Genomic DNA, 25,474 nt, shown 5'->3' on the forward strand with positions numbered 1-25,474 from the left:
CCTTGAACCGAAAACGCAGTCGCCAACCGAGGTTTCCTCAAGGGTGGTCTCGACAAGCTCGACCAGCGGTGACCAGCAGAGGCCGTCCAGCCCAGCAGGGCCCCGGCCACGAACCCGTGACCGAGGCCCCAAACTCCGCCCGGATCAGACCGCAGTACAGCTAGCAGTAGGCAAGGCAGTGTTCCCACCCGAGTAGAGCGTGATCCCGAACTGGTTCCCGTTGCCGTTGGGCGTGGCAGTGAGCGTCCCCGAGGTCCCGGAGACAGTGGCGTTCCACGAGTTCTGCAGACTCTGGCCCGACCCGGTGCTGATCCGGACGACCCAGTTGTTGGTACCAGTGACGGTGAAGACCGTGTTGAACCGGTCAGCCCAGGACTCGGTCCGGGTGACGGTCACCGAACAGCTCCCCGCCGGCGGCGTGGTGGTCCCGCCGTCGGCGGTGTTGAGCTGGTCGAGGACGTAGCCGTAGGCGAGCTTCTTGTTGCCGGACCCGTCGAAGAGCAGCGGTGTGTCCGAGGCACGCCAGGAGTCGGTGTCGCGTACGCCCCAGACGGTGATGCCGGTGCAGCGGGTCACGGCCATGCAGGCCTGGGTGACACCGCGGAACTGCTCGGCCTGCGAGGTGCCGGAGCCGGCGATGTCGAGCTCCGTGATCTGTACGTCGACACCCAGGTCGGCGAAGTTCTGCAGCGTGACGTGGTAGTTGCTCGGCACGGGGTTGCCGGAGTTGAAGTGGGCCTGGAAACCGACGCAGTCGATGGGTACGCCGCGCGACTTGAAGTCGCGGACCATGTTGTAGACGGCCTGCGTCTTGGCATGGCTCCAGTTGTCGGTGTTGTAGTCGTTGTAGCAGAGCTTCGCGTTGGGGTCGGCGGAGCGGGCGGCGCGGAAGGCGGCCTCGATCCAGTCGTTGCCGGTCCGCTGGAGGTTGGAGTTGCGCCGGGCTCCGGAGGAGCCGTCCTCGAAGGCCTCGTTCACCACGTCCCAGGCGTAGATCTTGCCCTTGTAGTGGCCCGCGACGCCGGCGATGTGGTTGAGCATCGCGTTGCGCAGGGCGCTGCCCTCCATGTTCTGCATCCAGCCCGGCTGCTGGGAGTGCCAGGCAAGTGCGTGCCCACGCACCCGCTTGCCGTTCTGGATCGCCCAGTTGGCGATCTGGTCACCCGAGGAGAAGTTGAACTGGTTCTGCGACGGCTCGGTCGCGTCCATCTTCATCTCGTTCTCGGCGGTGATCATGTTGAACTCGCGGTTCGCGATGGTCGTGTACTGCGTGTCCGACATCCGGCCGGCCGCGATGGCCGTGCCGAAGTAGCGGCCGGACTCGGCAGCGGCGGCCTGCAGGGTGGAGCCGTCTGCCTGGGCCGGGACAGCCACGGAGACGACAGCGATGCCACTGGCGATCAGCGTCGCGGCGACGGCGGCTCCTCTGGCCAGCCGGGCACGCACGGGTCTAACTCGAACTCGGGTCATCATCGATCCTGTTCTCTCGATTGAACGGTGGTCGGTGGTACCTCAGAGCTCGCGCGAACTCGATCGAAAACGTTATCGACATCGTTTTATAGCGTCAATAGATTGAAGCCGATTCGCGTGACATTCCTCACACAGGAATCCTGTCGGCACAAAACCCGTACGCCCCGCAGGCACCGACATGCCAGGCTCGCCTGCGTGTCCTTCACCCACCGCATCGCCACCCCAGCAGACGTCCCGGCCCTGACCGCGATCATGAACGCCTCGATCGCGGAGCTCCAGAAGGGATTCCTGACCGAAGCCGAGATCGCCTCGAGCCGGACCGTGATGGGCATCGACACCCAGCTGATCGAGGACGGCACCTACTTCGTGGTCGAAGAGGACGACGAGATCGCCGGCTGCGGCGGCTGGAGCCGGCGGGCGACCCTCTACGGCGGCGACCACACCCCCGGCCGCCAGCCGACGCTGCTGGACCCGGCGAAAGACCCGGCCAGGGTGCGAGCGATGTACACCGCCCCGGCCTTCGCCCGTCGCGGCGTCGGCAGGCTGATCCTGGAGCTGTGCGAGCGAGCAGCCGCGGCCGAGGGCTTCACCACTCTCGAGCTGATGGGCACGCTGGCCGGCGAGCCGCTCTACCGGGCGTACGGCTTCGAGCCGGTCGAGCGGATCACCGACGACCGCGGCGGCGCACCGGTCCCGCTGGTCCGGATGCGGAAGGACATCAGGTCAACGATCGAAGGCGCCTAGCCCTCGAGGCGCTCGACCTCGGCTGCCGCGGCGTCCCGCGCGGCAGCGGCCTCCGAGACCGCCGCCTCGGCGGAGTCACGCTCCTCCTCCGCCTCGGTGAGCTCGTCGTCGACGTCGGCGGCGGCCGCCTCCAGATCGGCCAGCCGGCGGCGTACCTCTTCGATCTCGGACTTCACCTGCAGCGACCTCGCCTCGATGTCCTTGAAGGCGGCGAGGGCCTTGTCGCGCTGAGCCTCGGCACCGGAGAGCGCGGCCTGCGCCTCCTCGAGCGCCTCGCGGGCCTCGTCGAGCGCCGCCGTGTCGGGCAGGTCCGGGACCGCACGCAACGGCTCTCGGGGCGGCGGGACGACCTCGGGGACCTCGAAGCCCAGCGCGTCCGGCAACGCGACCGCGCCGGCCGCGTCCACGGCGTCGATGCCGGTCGCGGACAGCGGGGAGACCAGCAGGCCGCTGCGTACGGCCCGGGCGGCGGACTCGTCGACCATCGCAGCGGTCAACGTCGACTCCACCTGGGTGGCCACCGCCTCGGTCACCCGCAGACCGTGCTCGCGGGCGAGACCACGCGCCCGGGTCGTCACCGCCGCGGTCAGCTGGCGGCGCTGCTTGGTGAGCTCACGCAGCTGGGCGGCGTCCATGCCGGTCTGCGCCTCCCGGAGCAGCGCACCCACCGAGATCACCTGCTCCACCTGCTCGGTCTCGTAGCGCACCAGCAGGTTGACCACCCACGCGGCGGTCGAGGGCTTCTTGAGCGCCTTGACGGGAGCCGCCAGCGCGGTGCCCTTGAGTGCCTTGGCCCGCGCGTCACGCTCGGGCGTGAAGTCCGACAGCGGGAGCCCGTAGAGCTCGGCCGCGATGTCGAGCAGCTCAGGGGCAGGTGCGTCGTCGCTCATGTCCGCCATCTCAGCACGTCGGCGGCTAGCGCGTCAGCAACCAGTCGTCGTACTCGGCGGCCTGTCGCTTGTGGAGCTCGCGCAGCGCATCCTCCTCGACGCCCCGGAACGACAGCCCGAGCCGACCCAGAGCCGTACGCCACTGCTCGAAGTCACGCAGCTCGCGCTCGAAGGCCCCCTCGCCGGTGCGCAGGTGCCGGATGGAGCGGACCGTCTCGGCACCGGACGCGTCTCGTCGCTGCACGACGAGCTTGCGCGTGAAGTCGCCGTCGGGCGGGGTGGAGAGCCGCAGATGCGAGGCCTCGACCTCCTCCTGCGTCACGCTCCCACGCACGAACGAGCCGTTGAACGAGCCGTGCGGATCGTGGTGGAACGTCCACCCCGACTCCCCCACGCGGGCCAGCCGGTAGACGAACCCCGACTGCCGGAAGTGGCCTTCGACCAGCGGCAACGGGTCGCGGAACCCGTCGCCGTAGCCGACATCCACCACCCACCGTCCCCCAGGATTGGCAGCGGTCGCCAGGCCGCGGATCTCCAGCGCCAGATGGTCCAGCGTGCCGGACGGACCGGTCGCCTCGAGCATCTGGCCGGTGCGGCGTACGACGTCGAAGCCCAGCTCGGCGAGCGCCAGCGAGAAGACACCGTTGTTGTGGAAGCAGTAGCCGGCGTTGCCGCCGGCCGCCACCCGCTCGAGCGTCTCCACGGGGTCGACGGCGTCGGGCGCCCGGGTGGCTCCGATGGCCGCGAGCATGATCGAGAGGTTCTCGTAGGGCAGCGTGTCGAGATGACGGTGATGAAGATCGACGAGCGTCTCGTACGTCGCCTCCGGCCGCCCCTCGAGGCCGAGCCGTCGCAGATAGCCCTCGATCATCGCTCATACCTTCCGTGCCGGTGGACCAGCGGGTCGGTGTCGTCACCGACCTCGAGCGACACGATCTCGCAGGTCGCCAGGACGGACCAGCCGATTTCCTGCATCGAGACCAGGCGTACGCCCGCCCAGGTCGGCGCGTCGGCGAGCCGCCGGCCGAACTCGGTCGTCTCCCACGAACCCGTGCGGAACGCGCCTCCGGGAGCCGGCGCGGTGCCTCCGAACGCCTCGGCCAGGTCGCGGTGACGCCAGTGCAGCAGCGACACCACGCCGACGCCGGTCTCCTCGAGCTCGTCGCGGAGGTCCGAGTCGGGGTCGAGCAGGCCGAGCACGGCTCCGGGCGAGCCGTTGGCCATCATCAGCGAAGAGACCGTCAGCCCGGCGGAGCCGGAGGTCCACAGCGACACCCGCCCACCCAGACGACCACGCCACCGGCGTACCGGATCCTCCGGCGTCGGGAACGGGTGGGACGAGTGGATCGTCAGGCTACGTCCTTGGTAGGCCGCGAAGGCTTCTTCGCCGGCTTCTCACCGTTGGCCAGCTTCTTGGCATCGGTGGCGTACATGTCGACGTACTCCTGGCCGGACAGCTTCAGGATCTCGTAGACGATCTCGTCGGTGATCGCGCGCAGGATGTAGCGGTCGTTGGCCATGCCCTCGTAGCGCGAGAAGTCCAGCGGCTTGCCGAAGATGATGCGCGGCCGGACGATCTTGCCGAGCTTCTTGCCCGGAGGCGCGATCACGTCGGTGCCGATCACGGCGACCGGGATCACCGGAGCGCCGGTGTCCAGGGCCAACCGAGCGATGCCGGTGCGGCCACGGTAGAGCTTGCCGTCGTGCGAACGGGTGCCCTCGGGATAGATCCCGAAGAGCTCGCCGTCGCCGAGCACCCGCTTCGCGGCGATCAGGGCACCCTCGGCCGCGGTCGCCCCCGACCGGTCGATCGGGACGTTGCCGGTGCCGCTGAAGAACGCCCGCTGCAGGAAACCCTTCACACCCGTGCCGGTGAAGTACTCCGCCTTCGCCACGAAGCGCACCATCCGCGGTGAGCCCAGCGGCATGAACAGCCAGTCGGCGTAGGAGAGGTGGTTGCCGGCCAGGATCGCCGGGCCCTTGCGCGGGATGTTCTCGACACCCTCCCAGGTCGGACGGAAAACCGCCCGGAGCAGAGGACCGACCGCGACCCACTTCAAGAACGAGTAGAAGAGCTTCGTCGACACCCCATCGCCTTCCCTATTTGCCTTCGACCCGTGAGCCTATAACGAGACAGGTACTTCTACTCCCGCACCCTGTCATGAGATCCGGCTAGGCTGGAAGAGTGAGTGATCGAGACGACCTGCCTGAGGACACGACCGGGGCCTCCGACGACGCCTCCGTGCCTTCGGAGGGCCGGCCGTCGGACGAAGAGGCATGGCGCGAGATCGTGGAGAACTACGGCGACCGCCCCGCCCTCGAGGACGAGCCCGTCTCCCGTGGCCTCTTCGAGAAGAAGATCGACATCGTCGAGCCGGTCGAGGAATCGGATCCCTACGAGGACATGTGGCGCGATGACGACGAGGGCTATGTCCCGCCGCCTCCGCCGCCGCTGCCGAAGCCGACCCCGGCCCGCCTCCTCGCCTGGATCGGCGTGCTCGGTGCCCCGGTCGCCGTGCTGGTCCTGATCGTGGTCACCCAGATCACCGACCGCCACTTCAGCAGCTGGGTCATCGGCGGCCTGGTCGCCGCGTTCCTCGGTGGCTTCGTCTACCTGCTGATGACGATGCCGTCCGAGCCCCGCGAGCCCTGGGACGACGGCGCCCGGGTCTAGCTCTCGCCGGTCAGCCGGCGCGCCAGGATGCTCGCCCCCACGACGCCGGCCTCCGCACCGAAGGCGGCCTCCACGATAGGCGGCACCTCACGATGGAGCCGACCGACGAGCGAGGCCTCGAGGGCCGTCCGGGCAGGCGTCAGCAGCAGGTCGCCCGCGGTGGAGACTCCCCCACCCACGACCAACAGCTCGGGGTCGAAAGCGGCCACCAGGCCGGCCATCCCGACGCCGAGCCACGACCCCACGGATTCGTACGCAGCCAGCGCGAGCGCATCGCCGCGAGCCGCGGCGGCGGTGACCGCCGGGCCGGTGATCTTGAGCGGGTCACCCGCGGCCAGCTCGTCGAGCGCGCAGCCGGCGTACTCCTCGGTCTCCACGCGGGCGCGCACGAAGGCGACCAGCGCGTTGCCGGAGGAGTACTGCTCCCAGCAGCCGGTGAGGCCGCACTCGCACGGCAGCCCGCCGGGCACGACCTGCATGTGGCCGAACTCGCCGGCCATGCCGTTGCGGCCCCGGACGACCCGGCCGTCGAGGATCACCGCGCCGCCGATGCCGGTGCCGAGGGTGATGAGCAGCGCCGAGTCGACGCCCCGGGCCGCACCGAGCTCCAGCTCGGCCAGGGCGGCGCAGTTGGCGTCGTTGTCGAGCGCCACCCGGGTGCCCCAGCGTGAGGAGAGCCGGGTCAGGGTCGGCTCGCCGCGCCAGGGCAGATGGGGAGCGAACATGACCCGCTCCCCCGCCGCGTCGACGAACCCGGCGGCCGCCAGCCCGACACCGGCGACGGGCCGGCCGGAGGCCACCTCGGTGACTGCCTCGGTCAGCGCGTCCTCCACCAGCTCGAGCTCGACCCGGCGCCCGGGCGTGCTGCGGTGAGCCGTACGGAGCACCTCACCGGTCGGCGAGACCTCCGCCGCGAGCACCTTGGTGCCGCCGATGTCGACACCGATGTGCAGACTCACTGGATCTGGCTCATCGGCTCGAGCTCACCTGCGGGCCAGGTCGGCCGCACCGATCAGGCCGGCCTCGTTGCCCAGCGTCGCCTTGCGGATGTCGAGCATCGGCCGGTGTCCCCGGCCGGTCAGCTGAGCCAGGAAGGCACGCCGAGCGGGCCCGAGCAGCAGGTCGTCGGCCTCGGCCACGCCCCCGCCGATCGCGACGACGGCCGGGTCCAGGACGGCAGCGATCGAGGCGATCCCCTCGCCGAGCCAGATGCCGAGGTCGGTCAGTGCCTCGATCGCGAAGGCGTCCCCGTCGCGGGCCGCCTCGGTGATCAGCGGGCCCTTGATCTTGTCGAGGTCACCCTCGGCGCGGTCCAGGACCTCGCGGGCCAGCAGGGAGCCACCGCGCGCGGCGGCACGGACGTTGCGCACCAGGGCCGAGCCCGAGGCGTACTGCTCCCAGCAGCCGCGGTTGCCGCAGCCGCACAGGTGGCCGTTGGGCACGACCCGCATGTGGCCGATCTCGGCGCCGACGCCGAAGGCACCGCGGTAGAGGTCGCCCTCGAGCACCAGGCCGCCGCCGACACCGGTGCCGACGGTCACCAGCATCATGTTGTCGACCTCGGCACCCGCGCCGTACTCGAACTCGCCCCACGCGGCCGCGTTGGCGTCGTTCTCGATCACGACCGGCAGCTCGAGGACCTTCTCCAGGCGCTCCTTGAGCGGTACGTCGCGCCAGGCGATGTTGGGGGCGAACAGGACCGTCGAACGACCCTTGTCGATGTAGCCCGCGGCGCCGATGCCGACGCACTCGATCGGGTGCTTGGTCTTGAGCTCCTGGACCACCTCGACGATGGCCGCCTCGATGGCCTCCGGGCTCTTCGCCGGCGACTCGACGCGGTGGTCCTCGATGATGTTGCCGTCGTGGTCGACGACGCCGCCGAGGATCTTGGTGCCCCCGACGTCGACGCCGCAGGAGAGCTTCTTCGTCGTCGTCATGCCTCAGCTCCAGCCGTCGAGATCGATCCGCTCGACCCTCTCCGAGCGCTGCGCCCATTCCCGGGTCGCATCTTCCTCAGCCCGCACGCCATCACTGTGAGCTTCCTCGCCTTCACTAGGGCCAGCACCCGGACTCGTGGCCGCCGCATTGAGCACCGTGGCCGCGGCCTGCACCAATGATGCGGCAGCGCTGGCCAGATGCACCTTGACCTCCGGGCTCGACTCCCGGAGGACATGAACGGTACGGCACAGCGGGCAGTAGGTGCACTCCGGTGCCCCCGTATCGAGATGCTCTCCGAGCCCCTCGGCGAAATGGCCGATCCGGGAGTCCTTGGCCCACTCGCCGATGGCCTCCATCAGCCGGCCGAGCTCCTCGGCGGTCGAGCCCAGCGGCTCATCGGCCCACTCGTGGCGCTCGCTCACGATCACTCGCTCTCGATGTTCGTCGTCTGCCGAGAAAACGTTACTCGTAGCTCCCCGCCCTCGACACGCGCCCCGCTGACGCGCATCCGGGCGAGTGCAGCGGGCAGGGTCAGCAGGCGCCGATAGGCACCCACGGTGATCGCCAGCTCGTCGCCGTTGCGGCCCAGCTGGACCTGGTCGCGCTCGACCCACTGGGCCAGCCCGGGCAGCGCCAGACGGACGACGGTGGTGTCGCCATCGGCCTCGGTGCGGAAAGGCGCCGGCGTATCGGGGACGGCCAGCGGGTCGATGCTGCCGGACCAGGCGTACGCCGCCTCGGCGACCTCGCGCAGGTCCTCGACCCCGACCGGCTCGGTGGGCCGGTAGAACGAGCGCCAGACGGGCAGCCCCTCGAAGGAGGCGCCGACGTCGCCGAGCACGTCGTCCTGGGCCTTGACCCAGCCGGCCCGCCAGTCGTCGGAGCCGCCGGCCGGGAAGATCCGGTTGGCGACGACACCGTCGACGCGGTAGCCGTAGAGGGAGAGCGTCGTCCAGGACCGTCGTGCCTCGGCGAGCACGACCCGCTCGGGGGTCAGCACGATGCGTACGGACGCCTCGGGGCCCGAGAGCAGCTCCCTGACTTCGGCGAGCTCGTCGTGGAGCCGGACCAGGGCGTCGAAGACGGAGTCGCCGGGCATCGGTACCCCGGCGGCCTTGGTCAGCACCGGCTTGAGCGCCTTCACCATCTTGCGCTGGACAGGGAGGATGCGCTCCAGATACCAGCCCAGGGCCTCGGGGAGGGCGAGCAGCCGCAGCGTCTCGGCGGTCGGGGCGCAGTCGACCACGATCGTGTCCCACTCCCCCGAGACCGCCATCCGGCGCAGCTCCAGGAGGGCGAAGACCTCCTCGGCACCGGGGATGACGGTCAGCTCCTCGGCCGCGATCCGGTCGACCCCGATCGTGTCCAGGACGCTCAGCAGATAGCCCTGCACCTCCGCCCAGGACTGCTCGAAGCGACGCTGCGCGTCGACGTGCTGGACGTAGAGGTGGGGGGCGACCTCGACGGGCTCCGAGCCGAGCGCACCCTCCACCCCGAAGGCGTCGCCCAGGGAGTGGGCGGCGTCGGTGGAGAGGACCAGGGTGCGCAGGCCCCGGGCCGCGGACATCGCCGCGGTGCCGGCCGAGACGGTGGACTTGCCGACGCCGCCCTTGCCGGTGAAGAGGAGGATTCTCACGAAGGCATGTCCTACTTCTTCTCGACCCTCTGCTTGAGGCCTCGCAGCGCGGTGTCGATCAGGACCTTCTCGCCCTTGCGCTTGAGCATGCCGATCAGCGGGATGCTCAGGTCGAGGGCGAGCCGGTAGGTGACCTCGGTGCGACCACCGAGGTCGCGCAGCACATAGGCACCGTCCATCGAGCGCAGCAGGTTGCCCTTGACCAGCGACCAGGTGACCTGACGGTCGTCGTCCCAGTCGTAGGCCAGGGTGTATTCGTCCTTGATCGGCGCGACGTCCAGCACGAACCGGACCTGCTCGGCCCTCCCGTCGACGCCGGTCTCGACGACGCTGACCTCCTGCATGCCCTTGGCCCAGGCCGGATAGGACTTGAAGTCTGCGATCACCGCCATCACTGCCGAGGGCGCGGCCTCGATCACGATCGTCGAGGTGGTCTGATCGGCCATCGGTGGTGTCCTCACTCCCTGACTTGCTAGGTGCCATGGAGCGTACCGGATAGCATCCCGGTGAAATGGTCGGGCTGTGACGGGGGTAACCTCCGGTTCGTACCCACCTACCATCAGTATGCGGAGGCCCTTGTGCGCGAGTTCTCCACGCCCGCGACGTACGTTGTTCCCCCCACCGGCAGCCTGAGCGACGATGTCGTGCGCAACGCCGCCGAGGCACCGGACGTCGCCGTCCTCAGCCGGCCGGGCGCCGACGGCTCCTGGGTCGACGTCACGTCGGCGGAGTTCCTCGGTGAGGTCTCGGCCGTCGCCAAGGGTCTGATCGCGGCGGGCGTCGGCGCTGGGGACCGGGTCGCGCTGCTCTCCAAGACGCGCTACGAGTGGACGCTGATCGACTACGCGATCTGGTTCGCCGGCGCGACGACGGTGCCGATCTACGAGACCTCCTCGGCCGAGCAGATCGAGTGGATCCTCCAGGACTCCGCAGCGGTGGCGATCATCGCCGAGGACGCCGGTCACATGAGCCGGATCAGCGAGGTCCGTGCGGGCTGCACCGCCCTCAACAACGTGTGGTCGATCAACGACAACGCTGTCGACCTGCTGGTCAAGCTCGGCACCGACATCACCGACGAGCAGCTCGAGGAGCGCCGCAGCGCGGTCACGCCCGAGGACGCCGCGACGCTGATCTACACCTCCGGCACCACCGGCCGCCCGAAGGGCTGCGTGCTCACCCACGGCAACTTCATGTTCGAGCTGGGCGTCGTGGTGGACTCGCTCGACGCCCTGTTCAGCATCCAGGGCCGCAGCACCCTGCTGTTCCTGCCGCTCGCGCACGTCTTCGCGCGGATCATCCAGATCGGCTGCATCAAGTCGCGCACCCGCCTGGGCCACACCCCCGACATCAAGAACCTCGTCGCCGACCTCGGCACCTTCCAGCCGACCTTCGTGCTCGCGGTTCCGCGGGTGTTCGAGAAGGTCTACAACACCGCCTCGCAGAAGGCCGTCGCCGACGGCAAGGGCCGCATCTTCGACATGGCCACCGAGGTCGCGATCGAATACTCGCGGGCCACCGAGACCGGCAAGGCGCCGCTCCTGCTCGCCGCGAAGCACAAGCTCTTCTCCAAGCTCGTCTACGGCAAGCTGCTGGCCGCCCTCGGCGGCAACTGCTCCTACGCCGTCTCCGGCGGCGCCCCGCTCGGCGACCGCCTCGGCCACTTCTACCGCGGCATCGGCGTCACCGTCCTGGAGGGCTACGGCCTCACCGAGACCACCGCCGCGCTCACCGTCAACCTGCCCGAGGCGTTCAAGATCGGCACCGTCGGCCGGCCGCTGCCCGGCACCTCGGTGCGGGTCGCCGACGACGGCGAGCTGCTCTTCAAGGGCGGCCAGGTGCTCAAGGAGTACTGGCAGAACCCGACCGCCACCGCCGAGGCCAAGACCGAGGACGGCTGGTTCCACTCCGGCGACCTCGGCGAGGTCGACGACGAGGGCTTCGTCAAGATCACCGGCCGCAAGAAGGAGATCCTGGTCACCGCCGGCGGCAAGAACGTCGCCCCCGCGGTTCTCGAGGACCGCCTCCGCGCCCACGTGCTCGTCGACCAGTGCATCGTCGTCGGCGACGGCCAGCCGTTCATCGGCGCGATCGTCACCATCGACCCCGAGGCCCTGCCCACCTGGGCCGAGGCCAACGGCAAGTCGAGCAACATCGACGACCTCGTCGACGACGAGGACCTGCGCGCCGCGATCCAGAGCGCCGTCGACGACGCCAACAAGGCGGTCTCGAAGGCCGAGTCGATCCGCAAGTTCGTGATCATCCCCGACTCCTGGACCGAGGAGGGTGGCCAGCTCACCCCCAGCCTCAAGCTCAAGCGCAACGTGGTCATGCGCGAGTTCTCGCACGAGGTCGACGCGCTCTACGCAAAGTAAAGCTGTTCCCGTGGCGCCGAGTCGCGCATATTTCGTGGCGCCGAGTCGGCGCATCTGACCCCGTGCCTTGCGAAGCGAAGCGAGCAAGAGGGGTCGGATGCGCCGACTCGGCGTTTCTGTCAGTCCAGCACCCGATGCGCAATCGCGATCCGCTGCAGCGTCGTCGGGTGCGACCCGAACCACCACTGCGACCAGGCCTGCGGGGACGGATCGGAGAGCGAGCGTACGCCGAGGGAGTGCTGCAGCCGCGTGAACGACTCCAGGTCGCCGGTGGCGCGCAGCGCGTCGACGTCGGCGCGAGTCTCGACCTGCCGGCTGAGCCCGTTCTCGACGGGCATCGCCAGCACGCTCGCCAGCGCGAAGACGGCGAGCAGCATCGGGATCGCTTCGGGGGTGGCGTACCGGTCCTGGCGGCGGTAGGAGAGCACCAGGCCCAGCAGGCCGACGCCCGCGACCGCGCCGGCGGCACCGATGACCGTGCCGACCAGGACGTCGTCGTGCTTGGCGTGGGCGAGCTCGTGGGCGACGACGGAGAGCACCGCCCCGTGCGCGACCGCGCCCCGCTGGGAGTCGACGAGGTTGTCGTAGAGGACGACCCGGCGGGTGGAGCCGAAGCCGGTGACGTACGCGTTGAGGGAGGTGGTCCGGCGGGAGGCGTCGACCACCAGCACGTCGTCGAGCCGGACGCCCTCCCGGTCGGCGATCGCCATCACCTCGCTGCGCAGCTGACCGTGGGGCAGCGGCTCGAAGTCGTTGAACAGCGGCTCGATGGCGACCGGATAGACGAACGAGCCGACCACCACCAGGGCCGCGACCAGGCCGGCGGCGAGGGCCGGCCACCAGCGCCGGCCGAGGCGGATGCAGGCGAAGAGGGCGAGCAGCGCCAGCGAGGTGGTCAGGATGCCGACGGCCTGGTTGAGCAGCGAGTCGCCGACCCAGGACGCCCACGCCTGCCGGGAGAGCCCGTAGCGCAGCTGCAGACGGTGGAGGGCCACCCCGAACGGCAGCGTCGCGACCCAGCCGACGAACGTGACCGCGGCGACCGCGAGCACCACGCGGACCAGCCACGGCCCCCGCAGCCGCGCCACCAGACGCCGCCCGAGCGGGGTGAACCCGAGCACGCAGGCGACCGCCAGCGAGACGACGAGCGAGGAGCGGCTGATCCAGCGGGCGGTGCCGGAGTAGGCCAGCATCCGCTTCAGCTCCTCGGCGGTGAACACGTCACGTGCGTCGGGCAGGTGGAGCGGGCCGCCCGGATAGGGATGCCACGGGATCAACCACCAGGCGAGCACCACGAACGCGACCGCTCCGACGACGAGAACAACCCAGGACGTACGTCGTGTCACGTTCACGACGCCGAGTGTGACAGACGGCTCCGCCAGCGGGCGGTCAGCTCGTCCTCCCCGAAGCCGAAGCTGGCCTGCAGCGCCTTCTCCAGACCGATGCCGCGTCCGGTCTCCTCGTAGAGGTCGACCAGGGCCTGCTCGCCGCCGGCGTCGGCGAGCACCTCGCACGCCAGCCAGGCGGCTTCGTACTCCGAGCCGAAGTGCTCCGAGCGGGTGTTGAACTCGGCCTTGCCCGGCAGGTGGTCGGGGGCGCCGTTCTCGCGGACCTGGGCGAGGATCTGGCCGGCGGTCTCGGAGAGCGGGAGCTTGGTGTCACGGAGCGCGACGTAGTCGGCGAAGCCCTCGACCAGCCACATCGGCCGGTGGGTGTTGGTCGCGGCGTCGGTGGCCGCGTGGGTGGCCTCGTGGGTGATGACGATCTGCGCTCCGGGGGCGTCCAGATCGCCGATGACGCCCTGGTTGACCCACACGTGCAGCGGCGTCCCGGGCTTGGTGGACCCGTCCACGGTCGCGGTCACCGCGGCGACGGCGGTGTAGGTCCCCGGCTGGGCGCCGAGCGCCGCGTCGAGGCCGGCCGCGGGCACCTCGAGGACCAGGCGCGGGTCGTTCCAGTCGATCACCTTGCGGACCCCGGCGACGGCGGTGGAGGCCAGCTCGGCGTAGCGGTCGGCCACCTCCGCGGAGGCCTGCACGATCACGAGGGTCGAGTCCGTGCGACGCACCTCGACCGGACCGCTGAGCCACAGCGGCATCCGGGTGCCCTGACCGGCGGAGAAGCCGGTGATCGCGCCCTCGCCGTCGAAGGCGACCTTCAGCTCCTCGGTCAGCGCCGGGTCGCCGGGGGTGCGCCACGACATCTCGACGTCGGCCGTCCAGGAGCCGTCGGGGTCCACGTTGCCCGCCTCGGCGAGGTACCTGGCGCGCACGTCCTCGACGCCGATCGCGTGCGCGTTGCGCACGGCCACCGAGACGGCATCCTCGCCGTCGGGCTCCGCCCCCTCGCGTACGCCGTCGACCAGCTGCTCCAGCGAGGCCCGGGCGCCTTCGGTGTCGGCGCGCACGACCGGCGCCGCGGACGGGGTCGGCGCGACGTACTCGCCTCCGCCGGTCAGCCGCCAGCCGACGAACCCGGCGAGCAGCATCACCAGCACCAGGCCGGCCCCGATCAGGGCGGGGTGGGCCTGGATGCGGGAAAGAAGAGAGCCGACCGTTCGCACCTGCGAACGATCGGCCTCTTCGGGGTGCTCGGTCAAGCTCAGCCCGGGCGGACGGCGCCCGTGTAGGGCATCTCGTCCATCGGGGAGACCTTCACACCGGTGCTCGGGTTGGAGGCGTGCACGATCATGCCGTTGCCGATGTACATACCGACGTGGCTGATCGGGCTGTAGTAGAAGACCAGGTCGCCGGGGGCGAGCTGGTCGCGCGGCACCGAGGGGCCGCTGCTGTACTGCGCCGAGGAGGAGTGCGGCAGCGAGACGCCGGCCTGGCCCCAGGCGACCATGGTGAGGCCGGAGCAGTCCCACGACTCGGTGCCGGTGGCGCCGTAGACGTAGGAGTCACCGACCTGGTCGAGGGCGTAGTCGACGGCGATCTTGGCACGGCCCGACGGAGCCGGCAGGTTGCCCGGGATGCTCGTGTCGCCGGACTGGAACTCCTCGAGCTGGTCGGCCTCGAGCTGGTCGAGCTCGGCCTGGGCCGCCTCGTACTTCTTGTCGATCTCGCTCTTCTTCTGCTGCATGGTCGACTTGATCTTGGCCACCTGGGCCTTGGCGTCCTCGGTGGCCTCGCGACGCACCTGGAGGGCCTCGGCCTCGGTGTTGTAGCGAGCCAGCAGATCGGCCTGCAGCGCGTTGTAGGACGAGACGGTGGCCAGACCGGCGAGGAACTCCTGCGGGTCGTCGGAGGTGATCACCTGGCCGACGGCGGAGACGTCGGAGCCCTCGAACTGCCGCAGCACGGAGTCACGCAGCTCGGCGCGGATCTTGTCGAGCTCCTTGCTCTGACGCTTCTCGTCGGAGTTGAGGTCCTCCAGCTGGTCCTTGAGGTCCTGCAGCCGCAGCTTGGCGTTGCTGTAGTCCTCGTTGGCCGCCTCGGCCTGCGTGTAGAGCTTGTCGACCTTCTCACGAACGTCGTCGATGTCTGGTTCTGCCTGGGCGGGCGTCGCAGCGGGGATGATCCCGGCGATTCCGATGGCGGCGATGCCGGCGGCCCCGGCAACGAGTCGCTTCCGGTCGCGTGTCACGAGCGGATGGTCTCCTTGTGTAGTCGTTGACGCCTACCGGGTGAGCTGACGGGTTCAGGCACGACCTGCCCTACCACCGCTCCTCGACCCGGTCTCCCGGATCGCTCTCGCGGCGGATACACCCCAGATGATCGGTGTGGTTCCCCGGCTCCTGGCCCGCCCCGAAGCGGACCTGGACTAAGCGCGGCACCCGCGTGGGCCGGTTGACCCACTGGCACGAGTGCCAAGTTCCTGCGCACATTAGCCGACGGGATCCCCCACCTGCCAACCACCCACGCCCAAAAGTTCGGCTACATCCCTTCCACCATCCGAAGGGGCGGGACCAGGCCGCCTTCGGCCAGCACGTCGAGCGCGCGGCGCTCCTCGTCCTCGATGGTCAGCTCCGGGGGCGGCCCCAGCAGCACGGTGACCACGCAGTCGTGGCACGCCAGACCACGCACGAGGCAGGTGTCACAGTCGATTCTCGTCGTCATGTGAGTGACGGTCTCACCGAGCACCGACATTTTTGCTTTCGTACGGTTGCGTGCGGCGTGTCATCACCATCGCAGCACGGTATTCGAGGCGGCGATCGCGGACCGGGTCCCTACACTTGGCACATGGAGGTCTTTGCGTACGCGACGCTCCCCGACACGGTCCGGGGGCGCATCGTCGCGCTCACGGCCGGGGTGCTTCCCGACGTGGTGCGCCTCCCGCCCGCGCTCAAGCGGATCGCCGACTTCGCGCCCGCCCGGCGCGCCAAGGCCGGCGGCGCGATGATCGCCTCGGTGCTCGAGAACGACGAGGAGGTGCGGGAGAAGGTCGGCAGCCAGCTGCGCCCGGCCTACGTCTCCGAGGAGGCCCCCGACGACATCGTGCTGCCCGAGGACCCGGCCGAAGCGGCCGCGGTCGTCTGGCTCGTCCGCCCCGACGGCTGGGAGGTCTCGCTCAAGGAGGCCCTGGACCGGCTGGACGCCGCCGCGGTGCCGGCGGTCGACGCCGAGGTGGCCCGGCTGCGCGGCAAGCTCGCCGCGGCCGAGGACGAGATCCGTGAGGTGCGCGCCGACCGCAAGGCCCGCCTCGACGACCTCAAGGCCGACAACACCGCCCTGCGCCGCAAGCTCGGTGAGGCCCGGGCCGCGGCACGCGAGGCCGGCACGGGCCTGGACGAGGCCCTGCGCGAGACCCGTGCGGCGCTCGCGCGGGCCGAGGAGGAGCTGGCCTCCCGCGACCGCCAGCTGCGCCAGCTCCGCAGCCAGATCGACAAGCTCGAGCGCGAGGCGGCCGCCGAGCGGCGTACGTCCAAGACGGACCGTGAGGACGCCTCGCTGCGCGCCCGGTTCCTGCTCGACACGCTGCTCGACGCGGCCGGAGGGCTGCGGCGCGAGCTCGCCCTGCCGCCGGTCACCGGCACCCCGGGCGAGCGGGTCGAGGCCGAGCTCGCCTCCGCGGACGCGGCCGCCGGTGCCGGCGTCACCAGCAGCGCCCACCTCGAGCAGTTCCTGGCGATGCCGCGGGTCCGGCTGATCGTGGACGGCTACAACGTCTCCAAGGCCCTGTGGCCCGACTCGGCGCTCGATGCCCAGCGGCTGCGGCTGCTGCGGGCGATCGCGCCCATCGCGGCCCGCACCGGCGCCGAGACGACCGTCGTCTTCGACGCCCACTCCGCCTCCGTACGTCCCACCGCGGTGCCTCCGCGCGGGGTCAAGGTCCTCTTCTCCCCCGAGGGCGTCATCGCCGACGACGTCATCCGCGACCTGGTCGACGCCGAGCCGGCCGGCCGCGTCATCCTGGTGGCCACCGACGACGCCGAGGTGGTCAAGGACGTACGCCGCGCCGGCGCCCGCACCGTCCCGCTCTCCTCGCTCTCGCCCCTGCTGGGCTGATCCGGTCGGCTTCCTGCGGCGTACCTGCCTGATTCGATAGGTTCTCCGGACGTCCGAATCACCGGGAGTGGGAGACCAGCGCGTGCGGCACACCCTCAACGCGATCGCCAGGATGTTCCTGTGCGCCGCCGGATTCGTGATGTCCATCTACGGCAGCGTCCAGCTCAACGCCCTCAAGTCGCCGAGCTTTCGCGAGCTGCTGCACGAGCCGAGCTTCTGGGTCGCCGCCGTCGGGGGCCTGATGACCGCGGTCGCGTTCGAGGCGATGCGACGCGCTCAGGTTCCGGCTCCTGTCGCCCCTGCTGGACCCGGGGAGCCCACCGAACCCGTCACGCCGGTCGAGAGCCCTGCCACCGGCGTGCCCGCCAAGGAGGAGCGACCGGCCGACGACGGCGACAAGCTCAGCCTGGTCGAAGTCGTCGGTCTGGCCGCGGGTGGTGTCATCGGCTCCGGCTGGCTGCTCGCGGTGCCGGGCCTGCATGAGAGCCTGGGCGAGGCCGCACTGCTCGGCTGGGCCGCCGGCGGCGTACTCATGCTCACCATCGCGGTCGTGATGGTCGAGTTCGGGCTCATCTCCCAGCGCACCGGCGGGCTGCTGTTCCACCCGCACGACGCCTTCGGGCCGCTGGTGGTGATCGTCCTCGCGGCCTCGCTGTGGATCTCGTACGCCATCAACCCAGCCGCCCAGGCAGCGGCGGCGGTCAACGGGCTGGCCGAGGTCGTCCCCGCACTGGCCGGCGAGGGCGGGCTCACCCGGGCCGGCTCCGCGCTGGCGGTCGCGGTGACCGCCGCGATCATCGCCTTCGTCCTGCTGCCGCGACGGCTCGTCCTGCGTACGAACGCGGCGCTGACCCTGCTCAAGATCGCCATCCCCGTGGTCTTCGTGGTGTGCCTGGCCTTCGCGACGCCGGCTCCGCTCACCGGCTCGGGAGCGACCGCCGGACCCACCTCGACCGGCGTGCTGAGCGCGCTGATCACCAGCGGCGTGATCTACGCCTACATCGGCTTCCAGGCGCCGCTGGACGTGACCGGCGAGGTCCGGGGCGGCCGGCGCGAGGCGGCCCGGCGGGTGCGCTGGGCGGTCTACGGCACGGTCGTCGGCTCGTTCCTGCTCTACTCCGCCCTCCAGCTGGTCTACGCCGAGCACATGGCCGCCTCCGGCGCCGAGCACGGCACCTCCTACGCGCGCCTGACCGATGCGGCCACGCTGGGCGGGGCGCCGCTGGACTGGCTGGTCGTGCTGGTCCGCCTGGCCGCGATCATCGCGCCGATCGGCTCGGGCATCGTGTTCGCCTACGCCCTCAGCCGCGAGGTCTACGCGCTCAGCGCGGAGAGGTACGTCCCCAGCGGCCTGCACGAGCCGCGGGCCTCCCGCCTCCCCGGCCGCACCGGCGACTCCTTCTGGCTGATCCTGCTCGTGAACCTGGTGCTCGCGCTGGTCGTCCTGGTGGCGGTGGGCGGCGACTGGCAGACCCTGGCCGTGCTCAACACGATCCCGATCCTGATCCTCTACGCGGTCACCTGCGTCGTCCTGGCCGTACGCTCCGACCTGCTCGGGACGGGTCTCCAGCGGCTCCTCCCCGTCGCGGCGTACGCGGCCTTCGTCGCGATCGCGCTGGTCGTCAACGAGTCCGCGTGGGACCGGGTGTGGAAGGGCGTGGCGGTCATCGGCTGGGGATCGCTCGTGCTCCTGATGCTCCCCTGGCTCCATCATCTCCGGGTCCCCGGCCTGGGCTGGTACGACGCGAGGAACCACGGCGCCCGGCTCGTCACCCGCGACCCGGCGAACCGGCCGTTCGTCGTGCTCGCGCTCTATCTGGTGGCGCTGACGCTGCTGAGCGCCGTCCGCCACCGGATCGACGACGACTCCGTCTGGAGCGTGTGGAGCCTGCGTGCCCTGGTGATGATCGTCGCCTCGGGCGCGTTCGTCCTCCTCGTCGGCGCCGGCCGCCGCTACCTCAGGCAGACCCGGCTCACGACGACCCGGCCCTGACCCACTCGGCCTCCTCGTCCTGGCCCGCGGCGATCAGGGTCTCGACGACGGCATCGACCCGGGCGCGGTCCTGCCACCGCCCCACCGAGCGCTGCAGGACCCGGGCACGACTCGCCTCCGGGTAGCGGTGCAGCCGCAGCCGCGTGGTGATGCCGACGATGTCGCCGGGAGTGACGCTCTGCGCCTGGTCGAGGTAGCGGATCAGCAGCCGGTCGGCCGTGTCCGCGAGCTCGTTGCGACGGAGCTGGTGGGCGGTCTCGGCGATCGTCGGCCCGGCGCCACGGCGGTCGATCGCCTCGTCGGCCAGATGGTGCCAGGACGTACGCACGGCGTCGGTGAAGCCGGCGGCCTCGAGCGCGGCGAGGCACTCGGCGTACCAGGCCACGTACGCCTCCTCGGTCGGAGCCGGGTAGACGAGCAGGTCCGCGGCCAGCCTCCAGCCGACGTCGGCGGCGACGGCCGAGCGACCGCGCCGGCCGACCCGCGACGGGACGTGCTCGAGCAGCCCCACGATCTCCTGCGCGGGGCGGAGCCTGACCAGGGTGGCGGCCTGCCGCCGGAGATCCTCGCCCAGCGTCTTGCCGTGGCCGTCGGCGAGATAGGCGGCGATGCCCTCCACGACGGCGGAGCCCATCGGCTCCCGGTCCGCGCCCTCCGGGGTGAGCACCCAGTGGAGCAGCTTCCGGGTGGTCTCCGCGGACGGCTGCGCCCACGACCACCGGTCGAGGAAGTCGCCGAGCCGCTCGATGTGGCCGCTGTGCGCGAGCGCCCGGACGATCATCGCGGCCTGCGCCTCGTCGCCCTCCTCCATGAGGGTCTCGCAGATGCGCTTCAGGTTCATGGGGGTGGCGTCGCCGGCCAGGGCGGCCAGCAGGCTGTCGCGGCCGGGTCCGCGGCTCCCGCGCAGCAGGAGCACCACCTGCTCGCGCGCCTCCTCGGCGTTCTCGCTGCCGTCGAGGCGGAGCCTGAACCAGTCCTCCAGCACACGGCCGCCCGGGGACAGCTCCCAGAACGCCGCGACGAGGTCCTGCTGCTGGGCCGGACCCGGCGCCCGGCCGAGGTCGCCGATCGCGCCGAGGGTGCGCCAGAGCAGGTCCAGCGCGATCTCACGCAGCCGGGGGCTGGCGTTCAGCGCGACGTACAGCAGGGCCTTGTCGAGGTTGGAGCGGCCGCTCGATGTCGCCGCGAACTGCTTGACGGTGTCGTTGACCAGCTCGGTCGCCCCGAGCAGCTGCAGCGCCCGGAGGAAGCGGGCGATGTCGGGCACGGTCCGCTGCCGGAGCACGTCGTGGATGACGGCGTAGGCGATGGAGGCGTCGTGCTCGGTCTCGATCGCGAGCCGGGCGGCGTCCTCGGGCGGCCGGTGCAGCGCGGCCGCCGCGATCAGGATCACCCGGTCCGCGGCGGACTCCAGCGAGGTCGCCACGGCGGCCAGGTCGCCGTCCGCCAGCCTTCCGTACGCATGCAGCGCCTGCACCGCGATCGCCGGATGCCCTTGCGTGCGCAGCTCCGCGAGCCAGGCCACGAACCGGTCGACGCCCTGGCCGGAGACCCGGGCGAAGGCGTGGTCGATCAGCTTCTGGGTGTTGAGGACCTCGTCGGCCTTGGCGCCGTCGAGCACCGTGACGTACTCGACCAGGCCGGCCAGATCGCCGGTCAGCGTGTCGAGGACGCGCTCGTTGAACCGCAGCGCCGCGGCCTGTCCCTCCTCGCTCAGCAGCGTCCTGGCCTGCTCGCCGGCCTCGGCCGGCTCGACCTGCAGCGAGCCCGAGCGAGCGAACCAGCGCGCCCACGGGCGGTCCTCGTTCCCTCCCGCGGACCCCTCAGTGCCGCCGTTTCTCGCAGCGATGACCCACACCTCCCCTGTCAGGTGCGCCACACCCTAGTGGCGAAGCACTGTCGGTGGCACTCGCTAATGTGTTCGCATGGGCAGTACGGCGGCGGTGCGCGAGGCGCGCAAGGAGATGCGTGCCCGGGCCGTCGCCCGCCGCCAGCGCGAGCAGGCCACCGGCGGCTGGGAGGCGCAGCGGGGCTTCGACGAGCTCGGCAGGCCGCTGCGTGACCTGACGTTCTGCGTGGTCGACCTGGAGACCACCGGCAACAGCCCCGACAACGGCGGCATGATCACCGAGATCGGCGCGGTGAAGGTGCGGGGCGGCGAGGTCCTGGGCGAGTTCCAGACCCTCGTCAACCCGCACACCGGCATCCCAGCCTCGATCGCCGTGCTCACCGGGATCACCAACTCGATGGTCGCCTCCTCGCCCACCATCGAGTCGGTGCTGCCGGCGTTCCTCGAGTTCGCCGAGGGCTGCGTGCTGGTCGCCCACAACGCCCCCTTCGACGTGGGTTTCCTCAAGCACTTCGCAGCGAAGCAGGAGCGGCCGTGGCCGCGGTTCGAGGTGCTCGACACGGTGAAGATCGCCCGCCGGGTGGTCACCCGCGACGAGGCGCCCAACCACAAGCTCGGCTCGCTCGCCCGGGTCTTCGGCTCCCCCACCACGCCCAACCACCGCGCGCTCCAGGACGCCCGCGCCACCGTCGACGTGCTCCACGGGATGATGGAGCGCCTCGGCAACGTCGGGGTGCAGACGCTCGAGGACCTGGCCGTCTTCTCGGCCAAGGTCACCACCGCCCAGCGCAAGAAGCGCCATCTGGCCGAGGACCTGCCGCACGCCCCCGGCGTCTACCTGTTCAAGGACGACAAGGGCCGGGTGCTCTACATCGGCACCTCCAAGGACCTCCGCACCCGGGTCCGCACCTACTTCACCGCCTCCGAGACCCGCTCCCGGATGGGCGAGATGGTCGGGCTGGCCACGACCGTCCAGGGCATCGAGTGCGCGACGGCCCTGGAGGCGGGCGTGCGCGAGCTGCGGCTCATCGCCGAGCACAAGCCGCCCTACAACCGCCGCTCGCGTCGCCCCGAGAAGATGCACTTCGTCAAGCTCACCCAGGAGCCCTGGCCCAGGCTCTCGCTGGTCAAGCAGGTGCTCGACGACGGCGCGGACTACCTCGGCCCGTTCGGCTCCAGGAAGGTCGCCGAGAAGGCCCTCCAGGCGCTGCACGACACCTTCCCGATCCGGCAGTGCGCCGACCGGCTCCCGATCCTGCCGGCCAGGACCCCGTGCGTCCTCGCCGAGCTCCACCGCTGCCTGAGCCCGTGCGACCAGAGCGTCGCCTCCGAGACGTACGCGACCCTGGTCGCCCGCGTCCGCGAGTCCCTGCTCCACCGGCCCGACGAGGTGGTCGAGGCGGTCACCGAGCGGCTCACCGGCCTGGCCGAGCAGGAACGGTTCGAGGAGGCGGCCGTGCATCGCGACCGGCTCACGTCCTACCTGCGCGCCGCCGCGCGCACGCAGCGGCTCAGCGGCCTGACCCGGCTGCCCGACCTCACCGCGATCCGGCGTGAGGACGACGGCCGCTGGGCGGTCCACGTGGTCCGTCACGGACGCCTCGCCGGCGCCGGCGTGATCCCCCGCGAGGCCAACGCGCACGCCTACGTCGCCGACCTCCAGCTCAGCGCCGAGACCGTCCTGGACGCGCCCGGCCCAGTCCCGGCCGCGAGCGCCGAGGAGACCGAGCTGGTGCTGCGCTGGCTGGAGTCCCCGGGCGTGCGCCTCGCCCACATCGAGGGCGAATGGACCTGCCCGATCGGCGGTGCGGGCCGGCGGGCAGCCATGCTCTAGGGCGATCGGCTAACGTGACCTGCGTGATCACAGCGATCGTCTTCATCAATGCCGAGGTCTCCCAGATCCCCGAGGTGGCCGAGGCCGTCGCCGCCATCGACGGCGTCAGCGAGGTCTACTCCGTCACCGGCCAGATCGACCTGATCGCCCTGGTCCGCGTCCACGCCCACGAGGAGGTGGCCGCGGTCGTCGCCGACAAGGTCAACAAGGTCCCCGGCGTGCTCGAGACCGAGACCCACATCGCCTTCCGCACCTATTCTCAGGTCGACCTGGAAGCTGCGTTCTCCATCGGGCTGGACTAACGGGCGCAGCCCGTCCCGTGTAGCCGAGTCGGCGCGTAATCATCTACCTCAGCGCGAGGTGGCTTCGACCCACCGGTCGAGCACAGCCTGAGCAGCCCCGGAGTCGATCGCGTCAGCAGCCCGGGCGATGCCACCCGAAAGCCGCTCGTCGACGGAGCCGGACCCGGCGTCATGGACCGCGAGAGCAGCACCGGCGTTGAGCAGCACGGCGTCGCGTACGGCGCCCTTCTCGCCGGCGAGCAGGCGACGGACCACGGATGCGTTGTAGGTGGCGTCGTCGCCGCGCAGGTCCTCGGCGGTGGCCCGGGCGATGCCGTGGTCGAGGGGCTCGACGGTCGCCTCGGTCACCACGCCCTGCGAGACCATCCAGATGTGTGAGGTCGTGGTGGTGGTGAGCTCGTCGAGGCCGTCGTCGCCGCGGAAGACCCAGGCGTCGGTGCCACGGCGGGCGAAGACACCGGCCATGACCGGCGCGGCGGCAGCGTCGGCGCAGCCGATCGCGGAGGAGGCGGGGCGCGCCGGGTTGGTCAGCGGGCCGAGCAGGTTGAAGACGGTGGCGATGCCGATCTCGCGCCGCGCGGCGGCGGCGTAGCGCATCGCGGGGTGGAAGGCCGCGGCGAACAGGAAGGTGATGCCGGCCTCCTCGGCCACCTCGCCGACCCGCGAGACGTCGAGGTCGAGCCGGATGCCGAGCGCCTCGAGCACGTCGGCCGACCCCGACTTGGAGGAGGCGGACCGGTTGCCGTGCTTGACGATCTTGGCTCCGGCGCCGGCCGCGACGATCGCGGACATCGTGGAGATGTTGACCGAGAAGGACCGGTCCCCACCGGTGCCGACGATGTCGAGCACCCGGCCGGGTACGAAGATCGGGTTGGCCTTGGCCAGCATCCCGTCGGCGACGCCGGCGAGCTCGTCGACGGTCTCGCCCTTGGCACGCAGCGCCACCGCGAAGGCGGCGATCTGGGCGGTCGTCGCCTCTCCGGAGAGGATCTCCCCCATCGCCCACGCCGCCTGGTGCGCGGACAGGGACTGTCCCGCGACCAGCGTGGTGAGGACCTCAGGCCAGGAATGGGGGGCGGACGTCATGCGCCAACGTTAACGGGCCGCAGCAGTCCCACGACCGTCCGGGCCAGCTCGAACGGGTCGAGCGGGTGCGCAACGGTCGCTTCCGCACGCGACCAGGTGGCGAGCCATGCGTCCTGGGGACGACCGATGAGGACCACGATCGGCGGAGCGTCCGGCACCTCGTCCTTGACCGCCTTGGCGATCCCGAGCCCGCCGGCCGGAGCGGCCTCGCCGTCGAGCACGGCCAGCGCCAGGCCACCGGCGTCGAGCTGGGCGCGCACCGCCGGCTCGGTGGCCACCTCGACGTACTCCACCTCCGGGAGGGAGGGGTGCGGACGGCGTCCGAGAGCGAGGATCACCTGCTTGCGTACGTCGACGTCGTCGCTGTAGACGAGGATCTTCAGAGAATTCGAGGTGGTGTCGGTCACACCCCGATGCTAGCGCCAACACCACTGCCTGCGGCGAGATGTCACACCCCGAACCTGAGCGGTGTCTCAAGGGTGTGGGACCGGTGCGGTACCGGCCCGAAACACGACACACAGGGTCCCAAGAAGACTCTGGGAAAGGGGCAGGACATAATGGCGGGCGTGGCGACAGTATCGACTCTTCCAACAGCCCGCCTGCACGGGCATCACGACCGTCCGAGCATGGTCAGCGTGGGGACGATCATCTGGCTCGCAAGCGAGCTGATGTTCTTCGCGGCGCTGTTCGCGGCCTACTTCACGATCCGCTCGGTCAGCCCCGAGACGTGGCATGCCAACACCGAGGCGCTCAACATCCCGTTCGCGGCGGTCAACACCACGATCCTCGTGCTGTCGTCGTTCACCTGCCAGTTCGGCGTCTTCGCCGCCGAGCGAGGTCAGGTCGGGCGTAAGGGCTCGCTGCTCGCGGTCCGTCTGTGGGGTCTGCGTGAGTGGTTCATCCTCACCTACCTCATGGGCGCGGTCTTCATCGCGGGCCAGGCGACCGAGTACGCGGCCCTGGTGCAGGAGGGCATCGCGCTCAACCGCGGCTTCACCGGTCCCGACGACCCCTACGGCTCGGTCTTCTACCTGACGACGGGCTTCCACGGTCTGCACGTCACCGGTGGCCTGATCGCCTTCCTGTTCGTGCTCGGCCGGACGTACGTCGCCAAGCGCTTCACCCACGAGCAGGCCGTCTCCGCGATCGTCGTGTCCTACTACTGGCACTTCGTCGACGTGGTGTGGATCGGCCTGTTCGCGACCATCTACCTCCTCAAGTGACCAAGGACTGAAT

General features: G+C 70.7%; 25 protein-coding genes and 1 riboswitch. Of the genes, 8 read left to right on the forward strand and 17 right to left on the reverse strand.

The window, feature by feature from the left end; genetic code table 11:
* Positions 1 to 144: 144 nt before the first annotated feature.
* A complete protein-coding gene (locus UG56_RS21230) occupies positions 145 to 1,470 on the reverse strand; it encodes an endo-1,4-beta-xylanase (RefSeq protein ID WP_045551038.1) in 1,326 nt (441 codons plus the stop codon).
* A 195-nt stretch (positions 1,471 to 1,665) separates the two neighbouring features.
* Here UG56_RS21230 and UG56_RS21235 point away from each other — a divergent pair, with 195 nt between their 5' ends.
* Positions 1,666 to 2,214, forward strand: coding sequence for a GNAT family N-acetyltransferase (locus UG56_RS21235; protein WP_177191526.1), 549 nt, complete (start codon positions 1,666 to 1,668; stop codon positions 2,212 to 2,214).
* Here UG56_RS21235 and UG56_RS21240 read toward each other — a convergent pair.
* Genes UG56_RS21240 through UG56_RS21255 form a run of 4 tightly spaced genes read right to left on the reverse strand, consistent with a single transcriptional unit; the run spans position 2,211 to position 5,191 of the window.
* The gene (locus UG56_RS21240; protein ID WP_256206808.1) at positions 2,211 to 3,104 is read right to left on the reverse strand and encodes a hypothetical protein; all 894 of its coding nucleotides are present in this window, start codon (positions 3,102 to 3,104) and stop codon (positions 2,211 to 2,213) included. The two genes, UG56_RS21235 and UG56_RS21240, sit on opposite strands and share 4 nt — an antisense overlap.
* 25 nt (positions 3,105 to 3,129) lie before the next feature.
* Positions 3,130 to 3,975, reverse strand: a complete 846-nt coding sequence (locus UG56_RS21245) for an arylamine N-acetyltransferase family protein (RefSeq protein ID WP_052694057.1) — start codon at positions 3,973 to 3,975, stop codon at positions 3,130 to 3,132.
* Positions 3,972 to 4,457, reverse strand: coding sequence for a flavin reductase family protein (locus tag UG56_RS21250; protein WP_045551028.1), 486 nt, complete (start codon positions 4,455 to 4,457; stop codon positions 3,972 to 3,974). The genes UG56_RS21245 and UG56_RS21250 overlap by 4 nt, the downstream gene beginning before the upstream one ends.
* Positions 4,454 to 5,191 carry a lysophospholipid acyltransferase family protein gene (locus tag UG56_RS21255; RefSeq protein ID WP_045551027.1) on the reverse strand — a complete coding sequence of 246 codons (738 nt, stop codon included), beginning with the start codon at positions 5,189 to 5,191 and terminating at the stop codon, positions 4,454 to 4,456. The genes UG56_RS21250 and UG56_RS21255 overlap by 4 nt, the downstream gene beginning before the upstream one ends.
* Before the next feature lie 98 nt (positions 5,192 to 5,289).
* Between UG56_RS21255 and UG56_RS21260 the strand changes: the two genes are divergently transcribed.
* Positions 5,290 to 5,778 carry a hypothetical protein gene (locus UG56_RS21260; protein WP_052694055.1) on the forward strand — a complete coding sequence of 163 codons (489 nt, stop codon included), beginning with the start codon at positions 5,290 to 5,292 and terminating at the stop codon, positions 5,776 to 5,778.
* On the opposite strand, the gene UG56_RS21265 is transcribed toward UG56_RS21260, so the two are convergent.
* From UG56_RS21265 to UG56_RS21285, 5 genes are read right to left on the reverse strand one after another with little or no spacing between them, the layout of a single operon-like run.
* The gene (locus UG56_RS21265; RefSeq protein WP_143055138.1) at positions 5,775 to 6,737 is read right to left on the reverse strand and encodes an ROK family protein; all 963 of its coding nucleotides are present in this window, start codon (positions 6,735 to 6,737) and stop codon (positions 5,775 to 5,777) included. The two genes, UG56_RS21260 and UG56_RS21265, sit on opposite strands and share 4 nt — an antisense overlap.
* A 24-nt stretch (positions 6,738 to 6,761) precedes the next feature.
* A complete protein-coding gene (locus tag UG56_RS21270; RefSeq protein ID WP_045551103.1) occupies positions 6,762 to 7,715 on the reverse strand; it encodes an ROK family glucokinase in 954 nt (317 codons plus the stop codon).
* Positions 7,716 to 7,718: 3 nt separating this feature from the next.
* Positions 7,719 to 8,138, reverse strand: a complete 420-nt coding sequence (locus UG56_RS21275) for a hypothetical protein (RefSeq protein WP_143055139.1) — start codon at positions 8,136 to 8,138, stop codon at positions 7,719 to 7,721.
* 2 nt (positions 8,139 to 8,140) lie between these two features.
* Positions 8,141 to 9,352 (reverse strand): ArsA family ATPase, encoded by a 1,212-nt coding sequence (locus UG56_RS21280; RefSeq protein WP_045551105.1) that lies wholly within the window; start codon positions 9,350 to 9,352, stop codon positions 8,141 to 8,143.
* 11 nt (positions 9,353 to 9,363) lie between these two features.
* Positions 9,364 to 9,798, reverse strand: coding sequence for an SRPBCC family protein (locus UG56_RS21285; protein WP_045551106.1), 435 nt, complete (start codon positions 9,796 to 9,798; stop codon positions 9,364 to 9,366).
* Positions 9,799 to 9,930: 132 nt separating this feature from the next.
* Here UG56_RS21285 and UG56_RS21290 point away from each other — a divergent pair, with 132 nt between their 5' ends.
* Entirely contained in the window at positions 9,931 to 11,724 is a 1,794-nt protein-coding gene (locus UG56_RS21290; protein WP_045551107.1) for an AMP-dependent synthetase/ligase, read from the forward strand.
* A gap of 119 nt (positions 11,725 to 11,843) precedes the next feature.
* On the opposite strand, the gene UG56_RS21295 is transcribed toward UG56_RS21290, so the two are convergent.
* The 4 genes from UG56_RS21295 to UG56_RS21310 all read right to left on the reverse strand — a co-directional run bounded on the left by UG56_RS21295 (position 11,844) and on the right by UG56_RS21310 (position 15,785).
* Positions 11,844 to 13,076, reverse strand: a complete 1,233-nt coding sequence (locus UG56_RS21295; protein ID WP_045551108.1) for a M48 family metalloprotease — start codon at positions 13,074 to 13,076, stop codon at positions 11,844 to 11,846.
* Positions 13,073 to 14,287, reverse strand: a complete 1,215-nt coding sequence (locus tag UG56_RS21300; protein ID WP_143055140.1) for a hypothetical protein — start codon at positions 14,285 to 14,287, stop codon at positions 13,073 to 13,075. The genes UG56_RS21295 and UG56_RS21300 overlap by 4 nt, the downstream gene beginning before the upstream one ends.
* A 38-nt stretch (positions 14,288 to 14,325) precedes the next feature.
* The gene (locus UG56_RS21305) at positions 14,326 to 15,312 is read right to left on the reverse strand and encodes a C40 family peptidase (RefSeq protein WP_045551109.1); all 987 of its coding nucleotides are present in this window, start codon (positions 15,310 to 15,312) and stop codon (positions 14,326 to 14,328) included.
* Between the two features lie 15 nt (positions 15,313 to 15,327).
* Positions 15,328 to 15,506, reverse strand: a riboswitch (cyclic di-AMP (ydaO/yuaA leader).
* 96 nt (positions 15,507 to 15,602) lie between these two features.
* Positions 15,603 to 15,785, reverse strand: coding sequence for a hypothetical protein (locus tag UG56_RS21310; RefSeq protein ID WP_084101403.1), 183 nt, complete (start codon positions 15,783 to 15,785; stop codon positions 15,603 to 15,605).
* 123 nt (positions 15,786 to 15,908) lie between these two features.
* Here UG56_RS21310 and UG56_RS21315 point away from each other — a divergent pair, with 123 nt between their 5' ends.
* Both UG56_RS21315 and UG56_RS21320 read left to right on the forward strand, forming a co-directional pair.
* Positions 15,909 to 17,174: an NYN domain-containing protein gene (locus UG56_RS21315; protein WP_071327235.1), complete on the forward strand. Its 1,266-nt coding sequence runs from the start codon at positions 15,909 to 15,911 to the stop codon at positions 17,172 to 17,174.
* 82 nt (positions 17,175 to 17,256) lie between these two features.
* The gene (locus UG56_RS21320) at positions 17,257 to 19,167 is read left to right on the forward strand and encodes an APC family permease (protein WP_143055141.1); all 1,911 of its coding nucleotides are present in this window, start codon (positions 17,257 to 17,259) and stop codon (positions 19,165 to 19,167) included.
* Here the strand turns inward: UG56_RS21320 and UG56_RS21325 are convergent.
* A complete protein-coding gene (locus UG56_RS21325; RefSeq protein ID WP_143055142.1) occupies positions 19,148 to 21,046 on the reverse strand; it encodes a hypothetical protein in 1,899 nt (632 codons plus the stop codon). The two genes, UG56_RS21320 and UG56_RS21325, sit on opposite strands and share 20 nt — an antisense overlap.
* An 85-nt stretch (positions 21,047 to 21,131) precedes the next feature.
* On the opposite strand from UG56_RS21325, the gene UG56_RS21330 reads away from it, so the two are divergent.
* On the forward strand, positions 21,132 to 22,850 hold the full coding sequence (locus UG56_RS21330; protein ID WP_045550575.1) for a DEDD exonuclease domain-containing protein: 1,719 nt from the start codon (positions 21,132 to 21,134) through the stop codon (positions 22,848 to 22,850).
* Positions 22,851 to 22,873: 23 nt separating this feature from the next.
* A complete protein-coding gene (locus tag UG56_RS21335; RefSeq protein ID WP_045550569.1) occupies positions 22,874 to 23,152 on the forward strand; it encodes an Lrp/AsnC family transcriptional regulator in 279 nt (92 codons plus the stop codon).
* Between the two features lie 48 nt (positions 23,153 to 23,200).
* Here the strand turns inward: UG56_RS21335 and trpD are convergent, their stop codons facing one another.
* The gene (gene trpD / locus UG56_RS21340; protein ID WP_045550568.1) at positions 23,201 to 24,238 is read right to left on the reverse strand and encodes an anthranilate phosphoribosyltransferase; all 1,038 of its coding nucleotides are present in this window, start codon (positions 24,236 to 24,238) and stop codon (positions 23,201 to 23,203) included.
* Positions 24,235 to 24,645 (reverse strand): Rv3143 family two-component system response regulator, encoded by a 411-nt coding sequence (locus tag UG56_RS21345; protein WP_045550567.1) that lies wholly within the window; start codon positions 24,643 to 24,645, stop codon positions 24,235 to 24,237. Before UG56_RS21345 ends, trpD begins: the two co-directional genes overlap by 4 nt.
* 150 nt (positions 24,646 to 24,795) lie before the next feature.
* Here UG56_RS21345 and ctaE point away from each other — a divergent pair, with 150 nt between their 5' ends.
* Positions 24,796 to 25,461, forward strand: coding sequence for an aa3-type cytochrome oxidase subunit III (ctaE, locus tag UG56_RS21350; RefSeq protein ID WP_084101397.1), 666 nt, complete (start codon positions 24,796 to 24,798; stop codon positions 25,459 to 25,461).
* Positions 25,462 to 25,474 lie beyond the last annotated feature (13 nt).

Source organism: Nocardioides luteus (genome assembly GCF_000960475.2).
Taxonomy (GTDB): domain Bacteria; phylum Actinomycetota; class Actinomycetes; order Propionibacteriales; family Nocardioidaceae; genus Nocardioides; species Nocardioides luteus_A.